This is a genomic window from Collinsella aerofaciens (assembly GCF_040910325.1).
GTDB lineage: Bacteria > Actinomycetota > Coriobacteriia > Coriobacteriales > Coriobacteriaceae > Collinsella > Collinsella aerofaciens_BL.
Map to the genome: position 1 here is coordinate 35245 of NZ_JBDGAV010000008.1, position 17841 is coordinate 53085.

The window sequence follows — 17841 nt, forward strand, 5'->3', positions numbered from 1 at the left end:
TCGGCCGTGCGCGGGCGCCCGGTCGGCGGCCCGTTCTGGGCGCGCCTCAATCGTAGCCCGAGACGGTCCCGGGCTGACAATTTCGACTGTAATGGACGTTCTTTAATGACTGGTCGTTTAAGAACGTCCCCAACGACTACCCAGAATGAGAGTGGATAATCTCCCGTTTTTGGCCTATACCAGCGCTAAAAGTGGGAGATTATCCACTCTCATCGAGCAAGTGTCCGAAAATCCGCCCTCATTCCTTCTTAGGACCCTCCGTCCCCGAGGATTCGAGGCTCGCCTGCCGAATGGTCGATGCGGCCGTCCTGCGTCCATGTCACACTCAGGGGTGGCCTGACCCAACTTGGAAGGAGCCCCCATGAGCCTTGACAACGTAACTCTGCGTGCCGCCACGCTCGATGACCTGGCCGGCATCGCCGCCATCTACAACCAGCTGTGGTGCAACACGCTGCGCAACCGAGGCGACGTCGAAGCCGCCGATTTCTGTGCGCGCTTTAACATCGCCATGCAGCTGCAGCGCTCCCCCATCGCGCTCGTTGCCGAAGCTGAAGGCCGCATCATCGCCGCTTGCTGCATCGGTATCTTCGAAGACGGCAAACCACGCACCAATCCCACGTGGGAGCCCTGCTACAACGAGATGTTCGTCCAGGCAACCGAGATGGCAAAGACCGCCGATGCCAAGCTCGAAGGCTCGCTCTTTGGCGATAGCCGCGAGAAGGCAACAGCCGACCGCTTTGCCGCCACGGGCAACGAATATGCCCAAGGCCAGCTCAACCTGATCATCATCGTGCCCGAATGGCAGGGCAAGGGGCTCGGCCGTGCGCTCATCGACCTTGCGCGCGCCGAACTCGCCAAAGCCGAGTGCACCAAATTCTTCCTGATGAGCGACTGCAACTCCGACTGGCAGTTCTACGAGTACCTCAACATGAAGCGCATCTTGGAGGATCACAGCCAGGACACCGGCGACGGATTTATCGTCTATATGTACGGAGGCGACACGCAGGATTAACTTGCATGTCGCCTCACGGGCTTTCTACAAGACGGCCCAAACCATCAACCAAGACGAGTCAACAAGGCGCGCTCTCCTCGGCAGCAAGGGCATTCGTGCTGTAACGAGTGGTGGAGATGGCCACGCTTGCACACAACTGTCTCGGATAGATAGCGGTCGAGCAGGCGCGCCCATGTGCGTGCGTCAAGACGCTCCTCCGCCCTGCCATACAGCGATCGACGGAGTGCCTCGCCCATAGTGCCGCTAAAATCATCGAGCTCAAGAGCGTACTTTGGGACAACGTATCCGACCAACGTCCCCACAAACGGGCTGTGCCCATTACACACGCAGCTGTTTATCAATGGTGCAGGCGGAATGTCATCGTCGTCCAGGTCAAATATGTCCAAGTCCAGCTCACCAGAAGCGTATGGGTGTATTCCGCGGTTAAGCATCTTAAAGATATGGACCGCGAGTCCAAAGTCATCCGTCTGTGGCGTAAACACGGGGGCATTCGTGGACGCTGCCAAGCTCTCGAAATCGCTGATGCCGGCTATCTCCATGAGTTGAAGCACCTCGGGGGCAATATAGCCGGGAGCGGCGCACGCAGTCCTATGTGTCACATCCGAAAGCGTAAAGCTATACGAGCGCCTTGATGGTATCCATGCCCGCATGCGCCGAAGCCTCGCAACCCTTCTGCCCGTTGAGCACGCACTCGAGCAGCGTATCGTATGCGCGCTGGGCTTCGGGGGCCAGGTACGCCCTGTTAAACATGCCCTCGGGTCGCACGTTTCCCTTCGAGTCGATCATATAAGGCCCCAATCTGTTTGGTTTCCCCAGATTGTGTGCCCGCACACCCAAGCCGCACGGCCCGCCGTTCAGCTGAAACCACCACACAAAAAGTCCGCCGACCATTGAAGTCGGCGGACTTTCGCGTGCGGACAATCAAGCACTGTTCACCATGGAACTGCTATTTACAGCGCGCCTTGGGCTGCTGCTGGGTGATGCAGTGGATGTTGCCGCCGCCGTAGATAACCTCGCGAGTCATGATACCGATGACTTCACGGTCCGGATAAGCAGCCTGGATATCCTTGAGCGCCTGGGCGTCATTGGGATCGCCGAACTGCGGTACAAGCACTGCGCCGTTGATGGGCAGGAAGTTGAGGTAGCTCGGCTCGAAAGCATCCTCGGGGGTACGCGGCAGCACGCCCTCGACGGGGTCAATCGTGCTGGCCTCCTCCTCGGTCATATATACCGAGGTCGCAGGCATAATCACCTTGTGGATCTTGAGCTTGCGGCCACGGGCATCCGTCGTCTCGGAAAGCGTCTTATACGCCTCTTGGCACTCCTTGTAGAACTTATGGTTGGGATCATCGGTCCACATGCAGCAGACCTCGCCGGGCGCACTAAAGCATGCGACGTCGTCCACGTGCCCGTTGGTCTCAAACGGGTCGATGCCATCCTTGATCCAAATGACCTTCTCGATGCCCAGGTACTCGGCAAGCTTCTCCTCGATCTGCTCCTTGGTGTACTGGGGGTTGCGGTCCTCATTGAGCAGGCACATCTCGGTGGTCACCACGGTGCCCTGGCCGTCGCAGTTAAACGAGCCACCCTCGAGGATATAATCCTCGGGACGATAGCGGTTAACCTGCTCGAGCTGTGCCACCTGCAGGCCAATGGAAGCGTCCTTGTCCCACGGGAAATACAGGCCGTCAATGAAACCGCCGTAAGCATTAAAGTGGAAGTGCGAGAGTGCCACGTCCCCCTTGTCGTTGACAAGAAACGCCGGGCCGGGGTCGCGAATCCAGCTGTCGTTGTACTCCATGTGGATAACGCGCACGTTCTCAACGCCGTCGAAGATCTCACACACCGCGGGGAAGTCTTCAGTGTTGACGCCCACAGTGATGGGCTGAAAACGTGCAACGGTCTTAATAATCTCGGTAAAGACCTTTTGCGCCGGCTTGGCACCACAGCGCCACACATCCGAGCGATGCGGCCACAAAATCCAGGTGCGCTCCTGCTCTTCGTACTCGCCGGGCATGTAGAATCCGTCCTTCTTTGGCGTAGACTCGCTCTCGTAAATGGTCTTCATTTCAAGCTCCTAAATCTCGGTGCTTTTGCTTGACGAGACCATGATGCGGCCGCACCGAGATGTTCTCAATGGTCCCTCGAGCCCCTTTCAGCGACCGACGGTATACCATTCGCTGACCTAAAGTTCTATTCAGGCCGAGAACATGACATACTGGGTTCCACAATGGAAAGGATGCCCTATGCCCCCATGCAATAATCAGCAGACTATTGAGTTGGACAGTACGACCTGGACTGCTCTCAACGAGCTCGCGCTTGCAATCCACGCATCACACGGTGTCGATAAGCTGCAAAAGGAGACCCTCGAGGGAACGACAGGGCTCGTGCCCCATCGGATCGCCATGTTCGACCTGATCGAGGCAGCGGGCAGTGATGCCCCACGCTACGTCCACCCCGCAAGCAGCGGAATGGACGACCGCGCACTGAGCGACTACTACAACCGCTACGCCGCGATGGACTATACAACATGGAGCTTTGACTTACATAAGGTCGGCGTCTACCGCGACCTCGACCTCGTCGACGTCGAGCGACGCGATGCCACGCCCATCTATCGCAAATGGATGGAACCGCAGGGCGTCTACTTTGGCTGTACGGCCACGCTCGCGCACAACGACAGCCCGCTAGGAAGCATCACCCTGTTTCGTGAACGCACGGCCGGAGACTTCACCGACACCGAGCTCGCAATCCTGCTCGAAGTCGCTCGGCACGCGAGCCTCGCGCTCGCCAACCTCTATCCTCGGGGCATTAAACTCACCCAGACAGAAGACACAAACCAGCTAAATGCTTTCATTACAGAACACAATATCCAACCGCGCGAAGCCGAAGTCATGCGGCTCATGCTCGACGGCAAAACGAACAAACAGATGGCAAACGAGCTATTCATAAGCGAGTCAACCGTCAAGAAGCATGTCAACGCCATCTATCGCAAGCTCGGCGTCAGCAACCGCCTGGGCCTCATGACTGCCACGCAAAACATCCCGCGATAAAAAAGGGCGCCCTCCATGCAGAGAACGCCCTTTGATTTCGCCATTTGAATTAGTGTCGGCTCTGGCTCAAAGAGTAGACAGGTTTATTTTGGCAGGTTTTATCTGGGCAAATGTCAGCCGCCGCGAGGGAGCTGCCTTCCCTCGCGGCGGTCTTCTAGCAGAAAAACCAAGTGAGTAGGCTTTTTGCAGGAGGTCAAGCACGCCCCAAAACGCCACAGCTCTGACCTGCGGTTTTATTGAGTATTTGTTGCGATGTGCTCGGCATATCCAAATAAGTCTACTCACTTGCATCTAAGACGCACCAGATAGGCAAAAACCGCCGCAAAAAGGGGGCCGGTTCCCTTCGCGGCAGCCGTTAATACGCCGAGCTTGTTATCGTAAAAGCCAATCACGCGCCGAAACCACACTACAGTCTTTCGACTCATACGTTGAGTCCACGCGGGCCACAACATAGCGCGCATCTTTTGCAATGTCGATCTCATCGCATACAGTCTGTAGATGGCGGGCGTACTTATCGTGATACGTTCTGGATGATTTTATTTCGATAGCCTTGGGACTCCCTGAGTTTGTACAGTCGAGCAAATCGATTTCACGCTTGCTGTCGTCCCTATAGAAATACAGCTCGGGATTCTCGCCCACGTTGAGATGGCTCTTCGCCGTTTCGGAAACGATGAGGTTTTCGAAAACGGCCCCCAGATAAGGGCTCTCCAATAGTTGCTCCAGTGATCCAATTTTGAGCAAGTAGCAGAGCAGCCCCGTGTCGTAAAAATAGAGCTTGGGCGTTTTAGTTAGACGCTTCTTGGCATTTGCATAATAGGGCTGCAGCGAAAACGTCAGGTAGCTCTGCTCCAGAATGGACAACCAGCTTTTAATGGTCGATACGCTCACGCCCGTATCTCGAGAAAGCGAGGATATATTGATGAGGGCACCGACGCTCTGAGCAATTATGGACAGAAACTTATGAAACTCCGCCTTATTGCGCACATCAAGCAAGCCCACAACATCGCGCTCAACATAGGTATCGATATAGCTGGGAAAATAAACCGAGGACGGCATTCCGGCGGAACGCAGGCGAGGGTATCCCCCTTCGAGCGCGAACAAATCCACTTCCAGCTGCCCCTGCTGGCCCCTCTCCGCTTCTCGAAACGATAATGGCAGCAATTTTAAGATCCCGACTCGCCCGGCAAGAGACTGCCCGATGCTTTTCATCATCAAAAAGTTTTGCGAGCCTGTAAGGATGTATTGACCGGCGTCTCCCCGCTCATCCGAAACAACCTGGATCATTGAAAACAAATCCGGGGCGTATTGCGCCTCATCGATGATGAGTCCGCCCTTTCGGTTGCGGATAAAACTCACCGGATCCTCCAAGGCCGCGCGCCTCGTTTGAGGGTCCTCAAGCGTGACGTAGGAATAGTCGGGAAAGGCATGCCGAACCAGCGTAGACTTACCACTCTGCCTAGGCCCTGTCAACGACACAACAGGAAACCAGCCTGCCATGCGAATGAGCAACTCATGCAAATCCCTGTTAATGAACTCAGCCATATCAACGCCCCTTATTACGCTGTTACCATAATCGAATAGTTTCATTCTCCATAATCTTATAGTAGCGTTTACCATAATCTTATAGTAACCCAGTTCAAAAGCATTATTTATAGAGCCGAAATCTCAGACCCTAAATAACAAAAGCCACCACAATGGGGGCTGTCCCCATTGTGGTGGCTTGCAGGCGAGTTAACTTGTTCGACTATCGTACGCCAGCCATGTCCGAGCCTAGAGCGTGGCAAGGCGCTTGGACTCGTGCGCGGCGAGCGCAATGGAGATGATGCCAGTAATGGCATCGGCCACCACCAGGGCGATCCACACGCCCTCGACACCCATCATGTTGCCGAGGAGGTACATAAGCGGCACCGAGCAGATCACATAGCGAAGCAGGCCCGTAAACGTGGCGACACCCACCTTCTCGACCGCCTGGAAATACATCGACATGGTCATGGCAAGATAGCCCAGGGCAACAGCCAGGATGACAGTACGCGTGGCGTTGGCGGCAACCTCAACGAGCGCAGGATCGCTGCCGGCAAAGAAGGCGCACACCGGGGTGGCGGCAAGCCAGAGCGCGACGGTGACCAGCGCCAGCGTCACAACCTGGTACTTAAGCGTGCAGGAGAGCGTCTCCTTAAGGCGTGCCCAAGCCTTTGCGCCGGCGTTGAAGGCAGCGATGGGCTGCAGACCGTAGGAGAAGCACTGGGCAACCATCATGGTAATGTAGAGGATGTAGCCGTTGATCACGCCAAAGGCTGCGATGTAGAGCGAGCCCATGTCGCCGCCGAGCGAACCCAAAAGCGAGTTGGCAACGGTATTAAAGATAAAGGTCGCACCCTGGACCAGGAAGAACGGGAAGCCGATCTTGAAGATCTGGCCGCAGATGGCGAGGTCGAGCTTAAGGTCGGCCAGGCTAATCTGGAGCTGGGACTTTTTGCCCCCGATGAACCAGAAGATACCGATGGCCCAGATACCGATGGAAAGCCCGTAGTACACGCCGGCGCCCATAACGCCAAACTTGAGCACAAACGTGGAAAGCGCGAGCCAACAGATGGCGACGATGGCCGAAACGGTCATGAGGTTGGCCTGGATCTGAACCTTCTCGTCCACACGCATCACAGCGGTGATCATCTGGCCAATGACCGTGAGCGGCAGCAGCACGGCGAAGGTGCGCACGCCGGCAACGGTATCGGCCATGATGTCGGGCGTGGCGCCAAAGAATGTGCAGATGGGCTCGGTAAACACTGCCATCACCACAGCAAGCAGCACACTCACGATCGTGGTGAGCCAAAAGCCCTGGCTAAAAGCCTTGCTTGCGCCCTTGATGTCGCCGGCACCCAAAAGGTTGCCCACCACGGCGGGCACGCCGGTGCCAAACAGGTTGCCAAAGGCCAGGTTGATGTACTCGACCGACATAATGATCGAGACACATGCCAGGCCGTGGGCACCTAGGCCCCAACCCATCACGAGGCCCTCAAGGACCACCATGATGATCTGGGCGAGCATGCCCTGGCCGGTGACGATGGTGTACTTACGCACCAGACCGGGAATCGGTTGGGAGGCGAGCTCGCGCTCCTCCTCCACGGCAGCGGTTACTTCTTCTGCCATTGTTCTCCCCTTTCCTTGAGAGAGTAGTGCTGAACGGATGTCAGGCGGCTGACAACTGGCACCAAGCCGCCCAATCAAACGATGGCGCTATGCCTCAAAGACCACCTTGCCGGCGATCATCGTGAGGGCTGCGGTAGCCTCGAGCACCTCGGCCGGCTCGCAATCAAAGAGATTGCGGTCGAGCACGCAGATATCTGCCTGTTTGCCGCACGCGAGCGTGCCGATGCGGTCCTCGGCATGCATGGCGTAGGCGCTGCCATAGGTGTAGGCGCGCAGAGCCTCGGCCATGGTAATGCGCTCCTGGGGGAACCAGCCCTCAGGGTTGGAACCGTCCTCGAGCATGCGGAAGACCGCGCCGTACACCTCCTCCATGGGCTCCAAGCCCACAACGGGGAAGTCACTGCCCAGGTGCACCACGGCTCCGCTGGCAAGCAGGCTATGCAGGGGCCACGAAAGCGCGGCACGCTCGGGACCCACGGCTTCGTCCTTGGCAAGGTCAGCCATATCGAGCAGCATGTGCCACGGCTGCATGCCGGGGCAGACGCCGAGCTCGGCATAACGCGGCATATCCTCGGGTTGAACCGTCTCGTTGTGCTCCATGGAGTGGCGACAATCCCGCTTGCCATGCAAGCGCTCGCCCTCCTCAAAGCAATCGAGCACAAAACGCACCGAGCGATCGCCGATTGCATGGATGCGCGTGTCAACGCCCCATTCCTGCGCCCTCAGGATGGCAGCACGGATGCGCTCCGGCTCCTCCGCGGGCTCACCACAGGTGTCGGGTGCGTTGCTATAGGGTTCAAGCATCCAGGCGGTATGGTCGGAGCACACACCATCAAGGAACTGCTTAAAGCCGTGCCACTCCACCTGCGTACCCGGGAAGGCGTATTTCTCCTTGATCTGCTCGAGCGTCAAGGACTCGTTTTCGAACAGGTCGGTGTACAGGAACACGCGCAGCGGCAAGTCGCCCTTGGCATTAAGACCTGCCAACACCGCATACGGGTTTTCCATGCTCACAAACGTAGGATTGACCATGCCGACCGTAGTGATTCCCAGGGCATTGGCGCGCCGGGCGGTTTTTGCAAACGACGCGTCAACAACCTCGGGCGCTGGGTCGTAGACCTCGTCCATAAAGAAGGCGCCGGCGTTGTTGGAAAACACGCCCGTCAGATTGCCGTCGGCATCCTTAAGGATCTTGCCGCCTGCGGGATCGGGCGTCTGCGAAGTTACTCCCACCTTGTTGATGGCGCAGGTATTGGCACTAAAGGTATGCAAGTCAACCTGCTGCAGAAATACCGGGCGGTCGGAGATGTACTCATCGATCATCGCGGCCGTGGGCATCTCGGGGACATCCCACTGGAACTGGATAATCTGGCAGCCCAGAATCCACTCGTTATCGGGATGGTCGGCCGCAAACGCCACGACACGTTCCATCGCCATCTCAAAACTGGTGCAGTCGATGAGGTTGACGGCAAAATCGGGGTCGGTCATAAACGCGCCCTGGGCAAAATGCGTGTGCGAGTCGATCAGGCCGGGCATGACGAGCTGGTCGCCAAAGTCGCGCACCTCGGTATCGGGACCGATAAACGGTGCCAGGTGAGCATCGTCACCGCAGGCAACGATTTTATCGCCCCGCACGGCAACGCCGCCCTTAAACGGCTCGAGCCCATCGCCGGTAAAGACGGCGTCGCTCTTGATAACTACATCAGCCTTGTCCATGTGAGCCTCCTCAGGCATCTTTGGTTGTAACGCGGACGCACCGCCCGCGTGGGCACTCGGTTGGGAGCGTAGCGCTCCCGCATCGGCGCGTGCCTACAAGCCGTGCTCGGACGTCTGTCCCACGTCCGCGGCTTCGCGCTACACCCATTGATACACAGGGGCAAATCCGTGCCAAGGCCAGGGACCGCAAACGGTCAGTTTAAGCAGGTTTACACGCTTTACCTGCAGGTTTATTGTCTGAGATTATTACCGCTTCATTACGCCCAACGGTGTGGCCGCCCACACAGCAAGACCCGCATGCGAGGAAGAATGAGGCTAGGAACGCCAAAAGGTATCTATAAGGTCATCTCGGTTGGAGACGCCGCTTTTAACGTAGATGCGATGCAAGTGTGCCTTGACCGTGCCAGGGCTGATGACCAACTCGCTGGCGATGTTTTGGGCGTCGTTGCCCTTCAGCACCAGCGTGAGCACCTCCTGCTCGCGCCGTGACAGCTTATGGGCGTCGGCATAAATCACCACACGCGATGCGAGATCGTCCTCAGAGCTTGCGCTCTCGGCTGCCACGTCCTCATCGGCACGCGGATGACGGGCATACACACGCAGGATATGGCTAAACTGGCAAAAAAGCTGAGCCGCGCATACCACGAGCAGCACGTTTTCGGAGATATTGCGCTCGGACAGATACCACAAAAAGAGGCCGATGACGGGGTTTTGGGAGTCGGGGCGGCAGAACAAGATCATGTAGGTGTCCTCGGCGATCACGCAAAACACAAGAACGAAGGCCACCTTCCAAAAGAGCTTTGAGCGGTCGAGGTCGAGTTTCTCAACACGCGTTGCTCTGTACCGGTAATGCCAGGCGGCATAGGCAAGACATCCTACATTACCCAGGTCACGCGTGAGCCAAAAGAGATACTGCTGCACCTCTCCGGCAGCGCCGCTGCGAGGCACCAGCAGCAATTGCAAGATTGAAAACGGCACGATAGCGAGTCCGAGCATGCGCGACGTCGGTCTTTTGCGCAAGCGCGCAAACATCCATAGCACCACGCAGGCATAGATGGCAATACCAAGCACGCAGCGCAGCAAGGGGTGCTGCAGCGGCTCGCTAAAGGTAACGGCGTAGTCGTATTTGAGCCGATTGTACTCGTCAAAAAAGATGACCGACATATCGAGCATATAGAGCAAAAAACCCGCCGCGGCCACGAGGCTGTCGCGACGGCGCGTCATGAGCCAAACCACCAATGCCACGGCACTGGTCACCAGAGCCACACCCATGATAATCGTGGTGTAGATATAGAACGCGAAACTCATGCCCGCCTCCCCTGTCTAGATGCTGTGAGGATGTTGACAGATTCTTTGCCGCAAGATTAGACTCACCGATTAAACGTACTGTATCGTTTAGATAAACAAGCTGTGTCTCACCGATGAAAGGAGATGCCATGACGCCGATCGCTCCGCTCAAGATGCTCGTCGCGCCCGCCGCCAAGGCCATCACCCGACTCGGTTCTTCCATGACCTACGACAATGTCCCCTGCGCCGTTGAGGCGCGTTCGGACAGCTGCCCCTACCTGGGCCACGTCCCCTACTTTGCGCCCAAGCTCGATTCTGATCCCGAGCACCGCGGACAGTAATCCGGGATGCAGCGAGCGCCGCGCAGCTCGCGGAGCTACTGTTTTGGCGCAAAGCGACCTGTCCCCCTTGCGCCAACGCCGGGATTATCGACGCTGCGGCCGCGGCGCGATATGAGGCGCGAAACCTCGCCCAGCAACACGGCGATCACCACGCCCAAGAGGATCGGCATCTTTGCCATCTCGGTGGGTGAACTGTTGAGCGGCACGATCGTAGCGATAATCGAAAGCACGAGCTCCACCACGGGAATCGCGAGCGCCACCGCGAGTACCTTGCCCTCGAAGGGCGCACGGAACACACGCGGGCGACCGTCGTATTTGCGCAGGCGCCAAAACGCCGGGAACATCGGGATATAGCTCATGAGCAAAAAGACGACGTTCATCGAGAAGAAAACCCAAAAGACGTCTGAACCCTCGCCCAGCGGGATCTGGAGCAGTAGCACCAGGCTGGCAAAGCAACCGTTAATGAGCGCCGAGCCGTCGGGCATGCCGGTCTTCTTGGACACCAGAGCAAAGGGGCGCGGCATGTTGCCATGGCGCGCGGCATAGCTCGCCACGTTGTTGACGCCAAAGCTCCAGCAGATCATGTTGGCGAACAGCGTCACCAAAAAGGCCACGCCAACAATCATCGTCAGCGGGTGGGTGCGCCCCACCATGGCGGCGACCGCGTCCACAATGCCCGAATCGAGCGAAAGCTGCTCGGTGGGGACCGCGGCTCCAATGCCGATGCCGCAGATGATGTAGATCGCCGCGATGGCCACGCCACCGGCGATAACCGCCTTGGGGATATCGCGCGACGGGCTCTTCATCGTGCTGGCAAAGGTCGCGACCACTTCGAAGCCCATAAAGTTGAATAGGATGATCGATAGGAACGTCAACGAATTGGTGTCGCCCAAGTCTGGAATGAAGGTCTCGAACGACATGTCGTTGGCGAAGCCGTTGTTGCAGGCAAACCAGATGCCGACGATTCCCACCACGGCGGTGATGAGCACCTTGATGACGGCGCCGCCATCCATGACCCAATCGGCCTCGGCAACCGGCTGCATCGCCATGACGGTGACACCCCACACAAAGGCAAGCTCGATGGCAATTCGGACCCCGAGCGAAAACTCGATACCCCATACCGCATTGATAACACTGGGGAACATGCAGGCGATACTTGCCACCCACAGTGGAAAGTTAACCCAGTAGCACCAGGAACAGCGGGCGCCCCAACGGTCACCCAGGCCCAAGCGGACCCAATCGTACAGACCGCCCTCGGAATCGAACGCCGTACCGAGCTCGGCCACCACCAGGCCATAGGGAAGCAAAAACGTAATGATGAGGAAGATCCACCAGAAGAACTGCACGTTACCCATGGCAGACGCCGGAGCAGCCGCCTCGATGGTAAACACGACGCAGATAACCGAGAGGATGACCTCGAACAGGGAGAACTTTTTACCTGCCATGGCACGCTCCCCCTACAGCAAAAAGGATGGCATCTGTACCGAAGGCGCAGCCCAAGGTAGGGTTGCAGGCCGCGTCACCGGTGCAGGTGCCATCCCAAAGAGAGGAGAGGATGCAATTGCTGGACCAACGCTCGCGGAACAGGCGGGTGAAGATGACGATACGCTGGTACAAAGATACTCCGATCAAAACGGCCGCGCTCGCGACCGGGAACTTTCGGCGATTGAAGACGCGTCTGACCTGGGATATCCAAGCGAACAATTGGCCTAACCCGCAATAAATCCCAGGCCAGACGCGTACCCAATCAAAGAAAAAGGGCACTCCGATGTGGAGGCAACGGAGTGCCCAAAGAGAACCCAGCCGACCAACCAGGTAGCCCTGTGCGCTTGGCCGGCTGGGTTTCCGAGGTGCCCCAGGTCGCCGCGAGCGACGGCTTGAGCGGCGAGATGGGGTGCCTCGGAAAGCCAGACGATTAAGCGGACGGCTCCTGCTGCGTGATGCAGTGGATGTTGCCGCCGCCGTAGACGACCTGATCGGACTGGACGCCCACGCACTTGTAGACGCCCTCGCCCCAGACCTCGTCGTAGATCTCCTGGAGCGTGTCGACGGCCAGCTGGTCGTTCTCGTCGCCGTACTGCGGGACGATGACGCCGTGGTTGGTGACCAGGTAGTTCATGTAGGAGGCGATCAGCGGCTCGTCGGGGACGCGCGGCTCGGCGTTCTCGTCGGCGTCGATGGTGTCGCAGGAGGCCTGGTCCATGAACAGCGGGTTCACGGGCATGCAGAGCTTGTAGACCTTAATCTTGCGGCCCTTGGCGTCGACCGCGTTGGAGAGGGTCTCGTAGGCGGCGTGGCACTGGTCGTAGAACGGGTACTCGGGGTCGTCGGTCCAGATGCAGGCCATGACGCCCGGGGCGATGAAGGTGGCGACGTCGTCGATGTGGCCGTTGGTCTCCTCGGGGTCGATGCCCTCCTTGACCCAGATGACCTTCTCGACGCCCAGGTAGTCCTTGAGGTGCTCGTCCATGTAGGCGCGGAGCTCCTCGCTCCAGGGCTCGAACTTCTTGCGGTACTTGGGCCAGATGGACTCGGGGTCCTCTTCCTCCTCGAGCACCGCAGAGCAGGTGCGGCCCGGGGAAAGCAGGCACTGGTCGGTCACGACGAGGGTGCCCTCGCCGTCGACGGTGATGGAGCCGCCCTCGAGGATCATGTCGTCGGGACGGTAGCGGCGGCAGCCGGAGAGCTCGGCCATCTTGAGGGCGATCTGCTCGTCCTTGTCCCACGGGAAGTACAGGCCGTCGACGAGGCCGCCGTAGGCGTTGAAGTGCCAGTGGTTGGCGCGCTTCCCGCCCTTGCCGTCGATGACGTAGGTGGCGGCGGTGTCGCGGAACCAGGCGTCGTCGGTGGTCATCTCGATGACGGTGACGTTCTCGTCCTCCTCGAAGACGGCCTTGCAGTTGGCGTAGTCGACCTGGTTGGCGCACATGTAGACCGGGGTGAACTCGGAGATGGCGCGGGCGATGGCGGCATACTGCCTCTGGGCCGGCTTGGCGCCGTGGGCCCAGGTGTCGGTGCGGTGGGGCCAGCCCATCCACACGCGGTCCTGCGGGGCGAACTCGGCGGGCATGAAGAAGCCGTCGGCCCTGGGGGTGGACTCGGACTCGGTGATCGTACGCATAAGATTTCCTCCAAATCGAACGATCGTTTGCCGCGGGCGGGTTACCCGCAGCCTAAAACCAAGAGATGGTAGGCGCCCGTTCCCCGGCAAAGGTCGGGGCGCCCGGCGCCGGTTTTCACGGAGTCGCACCGGCAAGCGACGACGTAACCCGGTGCGCGGAGACAAAACGCACGAAGGATACGGGAGAGAGATTGGGGTGGGCGGTGGTTACCGGAGCAATAGCTCACACCCACCCCAGGGAATGGTTAGCAAACCTGTCGCTTGGGCACGCCTCCGAAGAGGCCGGAGTGCCCGGAGTCGGGAGCGACAAGCCCGACGAAGCGCACGTTGGTACGCGAGGAGGATCGGAGTCCCAGAACCGGGTGCTCTAGTTCTCCTCGGCCTCGGCGGCCTCCTCAGCGAGACGCTGGGCAGCCAGCTCGGGGGTGAGGCCCTTGTACTCTTCCTTGCGGCCCTTGGCGCTCACGACGCGGACGACCTCGCCGATGAGCACGAGCACGATGAAGATGACGATCATCGGGACCTTGTCGCCGATTTCGGCGGCGGAGAACGGCACCAGCGTCGCGACGATGGCCAGGACCAGCTCGATGCAGGGGATGGCCAGCATGACCTTCATCATCGCGCCCTTGAACGGGAACGTGAAGATGCGCTCGCGGTTCGGGTCGTTCTTGCGAAGGTTGAGGAACGCCGGGAACATCGGGATGTAGGTGAGCAGCAGGAAGACGACGGAGGTGCCGAAGAGCATCCAGAAGACGCCGTTGGAGATGGCGTCGATGGGCACCAGCTGCAGGCAGAGAACCAGGGAGGCGACGACGGCGTTGACCAGGTTGGCGCCGTTGGGCATGTCGTCCTCGGAGATCATCGAGGCGAAGACCTTGGGCATGTTGCCGTGCTCGGCGGCGTAGCGGGCGACGGAGTTGACGCCGAAGGACCAGGCGGCCATGTTGGCGAACAGGGTGATCAGGAAGGCGATGCAGATGACCTTGAAGAGCATGGAGTCGCCCACCATGGTCTGGACTGCGACGATCATGCCGTAGTCGGGGTCGATGGAATCGGCCGGCACAGCGGCGCCGATGCCGAAGCCGGCGAACAGGTAGATGACGGCAATAGCCACGCCACCGACAATGATAGCCTTGGGAATATCGCGAGCGGGATCGGCCATGTCGTCGGTCATGGTGCAGATGACCTCGAAGCCCATGAAGTTGAAGATGATGATGGACAGGTAGCCGAGAGCGTTGGTGTTGGTGAGCTCGGGCAGGAAGGTGGCGGCGGACATGTCGTTCGCAAAACCGTTCTCCATGGCAAACCAGATGCCCAGAGCGCCGACGACAACGGCTACGGCGACCTTGATCAGGGCGCCACCGTTGAGGACCCACTCGGAGTCGGCAGCCTTGGAGCGACCCATGAGGTACACGATCCACACGAAGGCAAGTTCGATAACCATCTTGGCGATCAGGTTGAACTCGACGCCGAAGACCATGCCCAGGATGTCGGGGAACATGGTTGCCAGCGAGGCGATCCACAGCGGGTAGTTAATCCAGTAGTAGTACGAGATGCGGGCGCCCCACTTGTCGCCCAGGCCATCGCGTACCCAGTCGTAAATGCCGCCCTCGCCGTCATAGGTGGTGCCGAGCTCGGCGACGACCATGCCGTAAGGGATCAGGAAGGTCAGGATCAGGAAGATCCACCAGAAGAACTGCTGGTTGCCGATGGCGGCAGCAGGTGCGGCGGCCTCGCAAACGAAGACGACGCAGATGATGGTCGAAATGACCGTAAAGAAGGAAAGCTTTTTCTTTCCGTCGCTCATGATGAGCTCCTTCGCTCAGTCTTGGACAGATCCGAGGCCCTAAGGCATTAAGGCAATTGCTTGGGCCTCGGTGAGCGGGCGGCAGGAGACGAGCATCCACCGCCCGCAAACGTGCTTTTAGAAGCCTTGAGGCTTAGAGCTGCTCGAGAGCCTCGAGAGCGGCGTGGAGCTCAGCCTTGGCGGAGTACTCGACACCCTCGTCGTTGAGCGGGGTGCGCTTGCCCAGGGCGGCAAGGAGAGCACGGATGGAGTGCTTGCGGTTCTCGGCCTCGACCCAGCACAGGGAGCGCTCGGGATCGTCCATGACCTCGTCGACGACTTCCTCGTTGCGGGTGGCCGGCAGGCAGTGCATGAACTTGGAGTTGGGGCCGGCGAAGTTCATCATGTCCATGGTGACCTGATACTTGGGATAGAACACGTCCATGTAGTTCTCGCCCGAGACCTCCTCGTCGTACAGGCCATACCACACGTCGGTGTAGATGAAGTCGGCGCCCTTGATGCACTCGATGTCGTCGGAGATGACAACCGAGCCGCCGGAGACCTTGCAGTTCTCCTCGGCGATGGCCATCATCTGCTTGCCGAACTCGGCGCGCTCCTCGACGGTGCCAACGTGCAGGCCGCCGTCGGGGATCTGGTGGCCCTTAGGTCCAAACTGGACAAACTTCATGCCGACCTTGGAGGCGATGAACATGAGGGAGACGCAGACCTGGGTGGCGTCGCCGATGAAGGCCAGGGTGCAGTCCTCGATCTTCTTGCCCTCGGGGAGGTTCTCGAGCATGGTCATGAGGTCGCCCATCTCCTGCGTGGGATGGTTGAACTCGGACATGCCGTTGATGACGGGCACAGCAGAGCCCTCGGCGAGGCCGACGACGTCCTTGTGACGGTCAACGCGAGCCATCATGATGTCGAGCAGCGAGCCCATAACGCGAGCGGTGTCGCCCAGGGACTCGTGACCGCCGAGCTGGATGGTGCCAGGGCCATAGAACTGAGCATGGCCGCCGAGGTCGGTCATAGCGGTCTCGAAGGAAAGACGAGTGCGGGTGGAGACCTGCTGGAAGATCATGCCAAGGCTCTTGTTGCGAAGCAGGTGCGGATAATAACCGTCAACCTTGATGGCCTTCTTCATTGCCAGGCCAAGATCCTCGATAGCCAGGATCTGCTCTTTGGTGAAGTCGTTGGTGTCGATGAAATCCTTAGGCAGTGCCATATCGATTTCCTTTCCGCCGGTCTTGCCGACTATTACTATGAGACGCTCGGACATCACGCCTCGTGTTGACAAGACCATCATTCACCCGTATGCAATTTTTACCTAGTTTATTCGGGATTAAAGACCGTTCACGGAGTTACACCCTCTCTAATCCAATATAAACCCGCAGGTCAAGTGTTTACAGAAGGTTTACTATCTGGAGCCACGAACGGTATACGGCTATGCTGTATCTTGGCGTCTAATCCGCAATGGAAGAATCGGCTGAGACATATATACCCGGGGGATATAGCGGGCTCCATAAGAGATCAAATAAGACAGGACAGTGACAGATGGACACACTCATGTTCTTCTATACCCAAGCGATACTCGTAATCTGTATTGTGACGGCAGTGCTTTCGCTTGCCGCCTATGCCTCATCCCGTCGACGCTTCTTTATCTATGGCAGTGGCGTTTTTATTTGCTACGCCATCGAGATGACCGAGATCTTCTTTTTTGAATACACGTTGCAAAACGAGAGCTTTCCGGACAGCGACTATTACTCAATTACCATGCCTGTATTGCGGACCCTTGTGGTGACTGCTTCACAGGCTTGTATTTGGCTGATTGCCATGGACTTGCTCGATAAGCATTCTAAGAAGTTGTTCGCCATCCCTGTCCTAAAGTTTTTGCTGTGCGAGTCGCTGACTATCGTCGCAGTCCCCTCCGGCCCCATGCGTCAGTGGATCTACTACACGATGCGTCAGGTATTCCTTGTCTTTGTGGGACTGTATATCTTCTGGACGGCTCATAAGAGTACAGAGGTTGAGCTGAAGGCACGCGTTAACAACCAGCGAAAGCACCTGATTATCGGCGCTATTCTGGTCGGTTGCATCGTTGCCGAGGATTTCTACAACATCCTTGTCATCCCCATGAGTCTGACACCCTCTTGGCTGCAGCTGTATCTATCCGAGCGCAACTTTAGCGAGAACGTCTTTGCGTGCTACTTTGCGATTCTGCTGATCATCTACGCCTACCACGTGCTTTCAATCCGCATGCAGGAGGCGCCCGAGGAAAAGAACGTCAGCGATCTTGATCGGCACATCGAAGAGCAAATGCCCTTCTATCGCAATGCCCACAGGCTCTCCAACCGCGAGGCCGAGGTTTTGCGTCTGGT

Annotated in this window: 15 protein-coding genes; 5 read left to right on the forward strand and 10 right to left on the reverse strand. The window is 58.3% G+C overall.

Annotated features, from left to right (window positions below):
• The first annotated feature begins 361 nt into the window (after positions 1-361).
• Positions 362-1012: a GNAT family N-acetyltransferase gene (locus AB5Z25_RS04740; RefSeq protein WP_368134917.1), complete on the forward strand. Its 651-nt coding sequence runs from the start codon at positions 362-364 to the stop codon at positions 1010-1012.
• A 615-nt stretch (positions 1013-1627) separates the two neighbouring features.
• Here the strand turns inward: AB5Z25_RS04740 and AB5Z25_RS04745 are convergent.
• A complete protein-coding gene (locus tag AB5Z25_RS04745; protein ID WP_158554607.1) occupies positions 1628-1798 on the reverse strand; it encodes a hypothetical protein in 171 nt (56 codons plus the stop codon).
• 160 nt (positions 1799-1958) lie between these two features.
• Positions 1959-3080, reverse strand: coding sequence for an agmatine deiminase (aguA, locus tag AB5Z25_RS04750; protein ID WP_161155974.1), 1122 nt, complete (start codon positions 3078-3080; stop codon positions 1959-1961).
• A 178-nt stretch (positions 3081-3258) separates the two neighbouring features.
• Here aguA and AB5Z25_RS04755 point away from each other — a divergent pair, with 178 nt between their 5' ends.
• Positions 3259-4062, forward strand: a complete 804-nt coding sequence (locus tag AB5Z25_RS04755; RefSeq protein ID WP_271736885.1) for a LuxR C-terminal-related transcriptional regulator — start codon at positions 3259-3261, stop codon at positions 4060-4062.
• A gap of 372 nt (positions 4063-4434) precedes the next feature.
• On the opposite strand, the gene AB5Z25_RS04760 is transcribed toward AB5Z25_RS04755, so the two are convergent.
• The 4 genes from AB5Z25_RS04760 to AB5Z25_RS04775 all read right to left on the reverse strand — a co-directional run bounded on the left by AB5Z25_RS04760 (position 4435) and on the right by AB5Z25_RS04775 (position 10233).
• Positions 4435-5604 carry an ATP-binding protein gene (locus tag AB5Z25_RS04760; protein WP_199409482.1) on the reverse strand — a complete coding sequence of 390 codons (1170 nt, stop codon included), beginning with the start codon at positions 5602-5604 and terminating at the stop codon, positions 4435-4437.
• A gap of 228 nt (positions 5605-5832) precedes the next feature.
• The gene (locus tag AB5Z25_RS04765; protein ID WP_117746646.1) at positions 5833-7209 is read right to left on the reverse strand and encodes an MATE family efflux transporter; all 1377 of its coding nucleotides are present in this window, start codon (positions 7207-7209) and stop codon (positions 5833-5835) included.
• Positions 7210-7296: 87 nt separating this feature from the next.
• The gene (locus AB5Z25_RS04770) at positions 7297-8925 is read right to left on the reverse strand and encodes an amidohydrolase (protein ID WP_158554608.1); all 1629 of its coding nucleotides are present in this window, start codon (positions 8923-8925) and stop codon (positions 7297-7299) included.
• A 315-nt stretch (positions 8926-9240) separates the two neighbouring features.
• Complete coding sequence (locus AB5Z25_RS04775; RefSeq protein ID WP_217750206.1) at positions 9241-10233, reverse strand: helix-turn-helix domain-containing protein; 993 nt, start codon at positions 10231-10233, stop codon at positions 9241-9243.
• A 128-nt stretch (positions 10234-10361) separates the two neighbouring features.
• On the opposite strand from AB5Z25_RS04775, the gene AB5Z25_RS04780 reads away from it, so the two are divergent.
• The gene (locus AB5Z25_RS04780) at positions 10362-10553 is read left to right on the forward strand and encodes a hypothetical protein (RefSeq protein WP_368134918.1); all 192 of its coding nucleotides are present in this window, start codon (positions 10362-10364) and stop codon (positions 10551-10553) included.
• Positions 10554-10588: 35 nt separating this feature from the next.
• On the opposite strand, the gene AB5Z25_RS04785 is transcribed toward AB5Z25_RS04780, so the two are convergent.
• Positions 10589-11998, reverse strand: a complete 1410-nt coding sequence (locus AB5Z25_RS04785) for an APC family permease (protein ID WP_368134919.1) — start codon at positions 11996-11998, stop codon at positions 10589-10591.
• On the opposite strand from AB5Z25_RS04785, the gene AB5Z25_RS04790 reads away from it, so the two are divergent.
• Positions 11997-12266, forward strand: a complete 270-nt coding sequence (locus AB5Z25_RS04790; protein ID WP_271736888.1) for a hypothetical protein — start codon at positions 11997-11999, stop codon at positions 12264-12266. The genes AB5Z25_RS04785 and AB5Z25_RS04790 overlap by 2 nt on opposite strands.
• Before the next feature lie 202 nt (positions 12267-12468).
• Here the strand turns inward: AB5Z25_RS04790 and AB5Z25_RS04795 are convergent, their stop codons facing one another.
• The 3 genes from AB5Z25_RS04795 to ptcA form a co-directional block, all read right to left on the reverse strand.
• A complete protein-coding gene (locus AB5Z25_RS04795) occupies positions 12469-13674 on the reverse strand; it encodes an agmatine deiminase family protein (RefSeq protein WP_368134920.1) in 1206 nt (401 codons plus the stop codon).
• 367 nt (positions 13675-14041) lie between these two features.
• Positions 14042-15481, reverse strand: a complete 1440-nt coding sequence (locus AB5Z25_RS04800) for an APC family permease (RefSeq protein ID WP_368134921.1) — start codon at positions 15479-15481, stop codon at positions 14042-14044.
• 133 nt (positions 15482-15614) lie between these two features.
• Entirely contained in the window at positions 15615-16688 is a 1074-nt protein-coding gene (gene ptcA, locus AB5Z25_RS04805) for a putrescine carbamoyltransferase (protein ID WP_117583532.1), read from the reverse strand.
• Between the two features lie 329 nt (positions 16689-17017).
• Here ptcA and AB5Z25_RS04810 point away from each other — a divergent pair.
• Positions 17018-17841 (forward strand): hypothetical protein (locus tag AB5Z25_RS04810; RefSeq protein WP_368134922.1); only part of this gene is annotated, 824 nt, incomplete at its 3' end.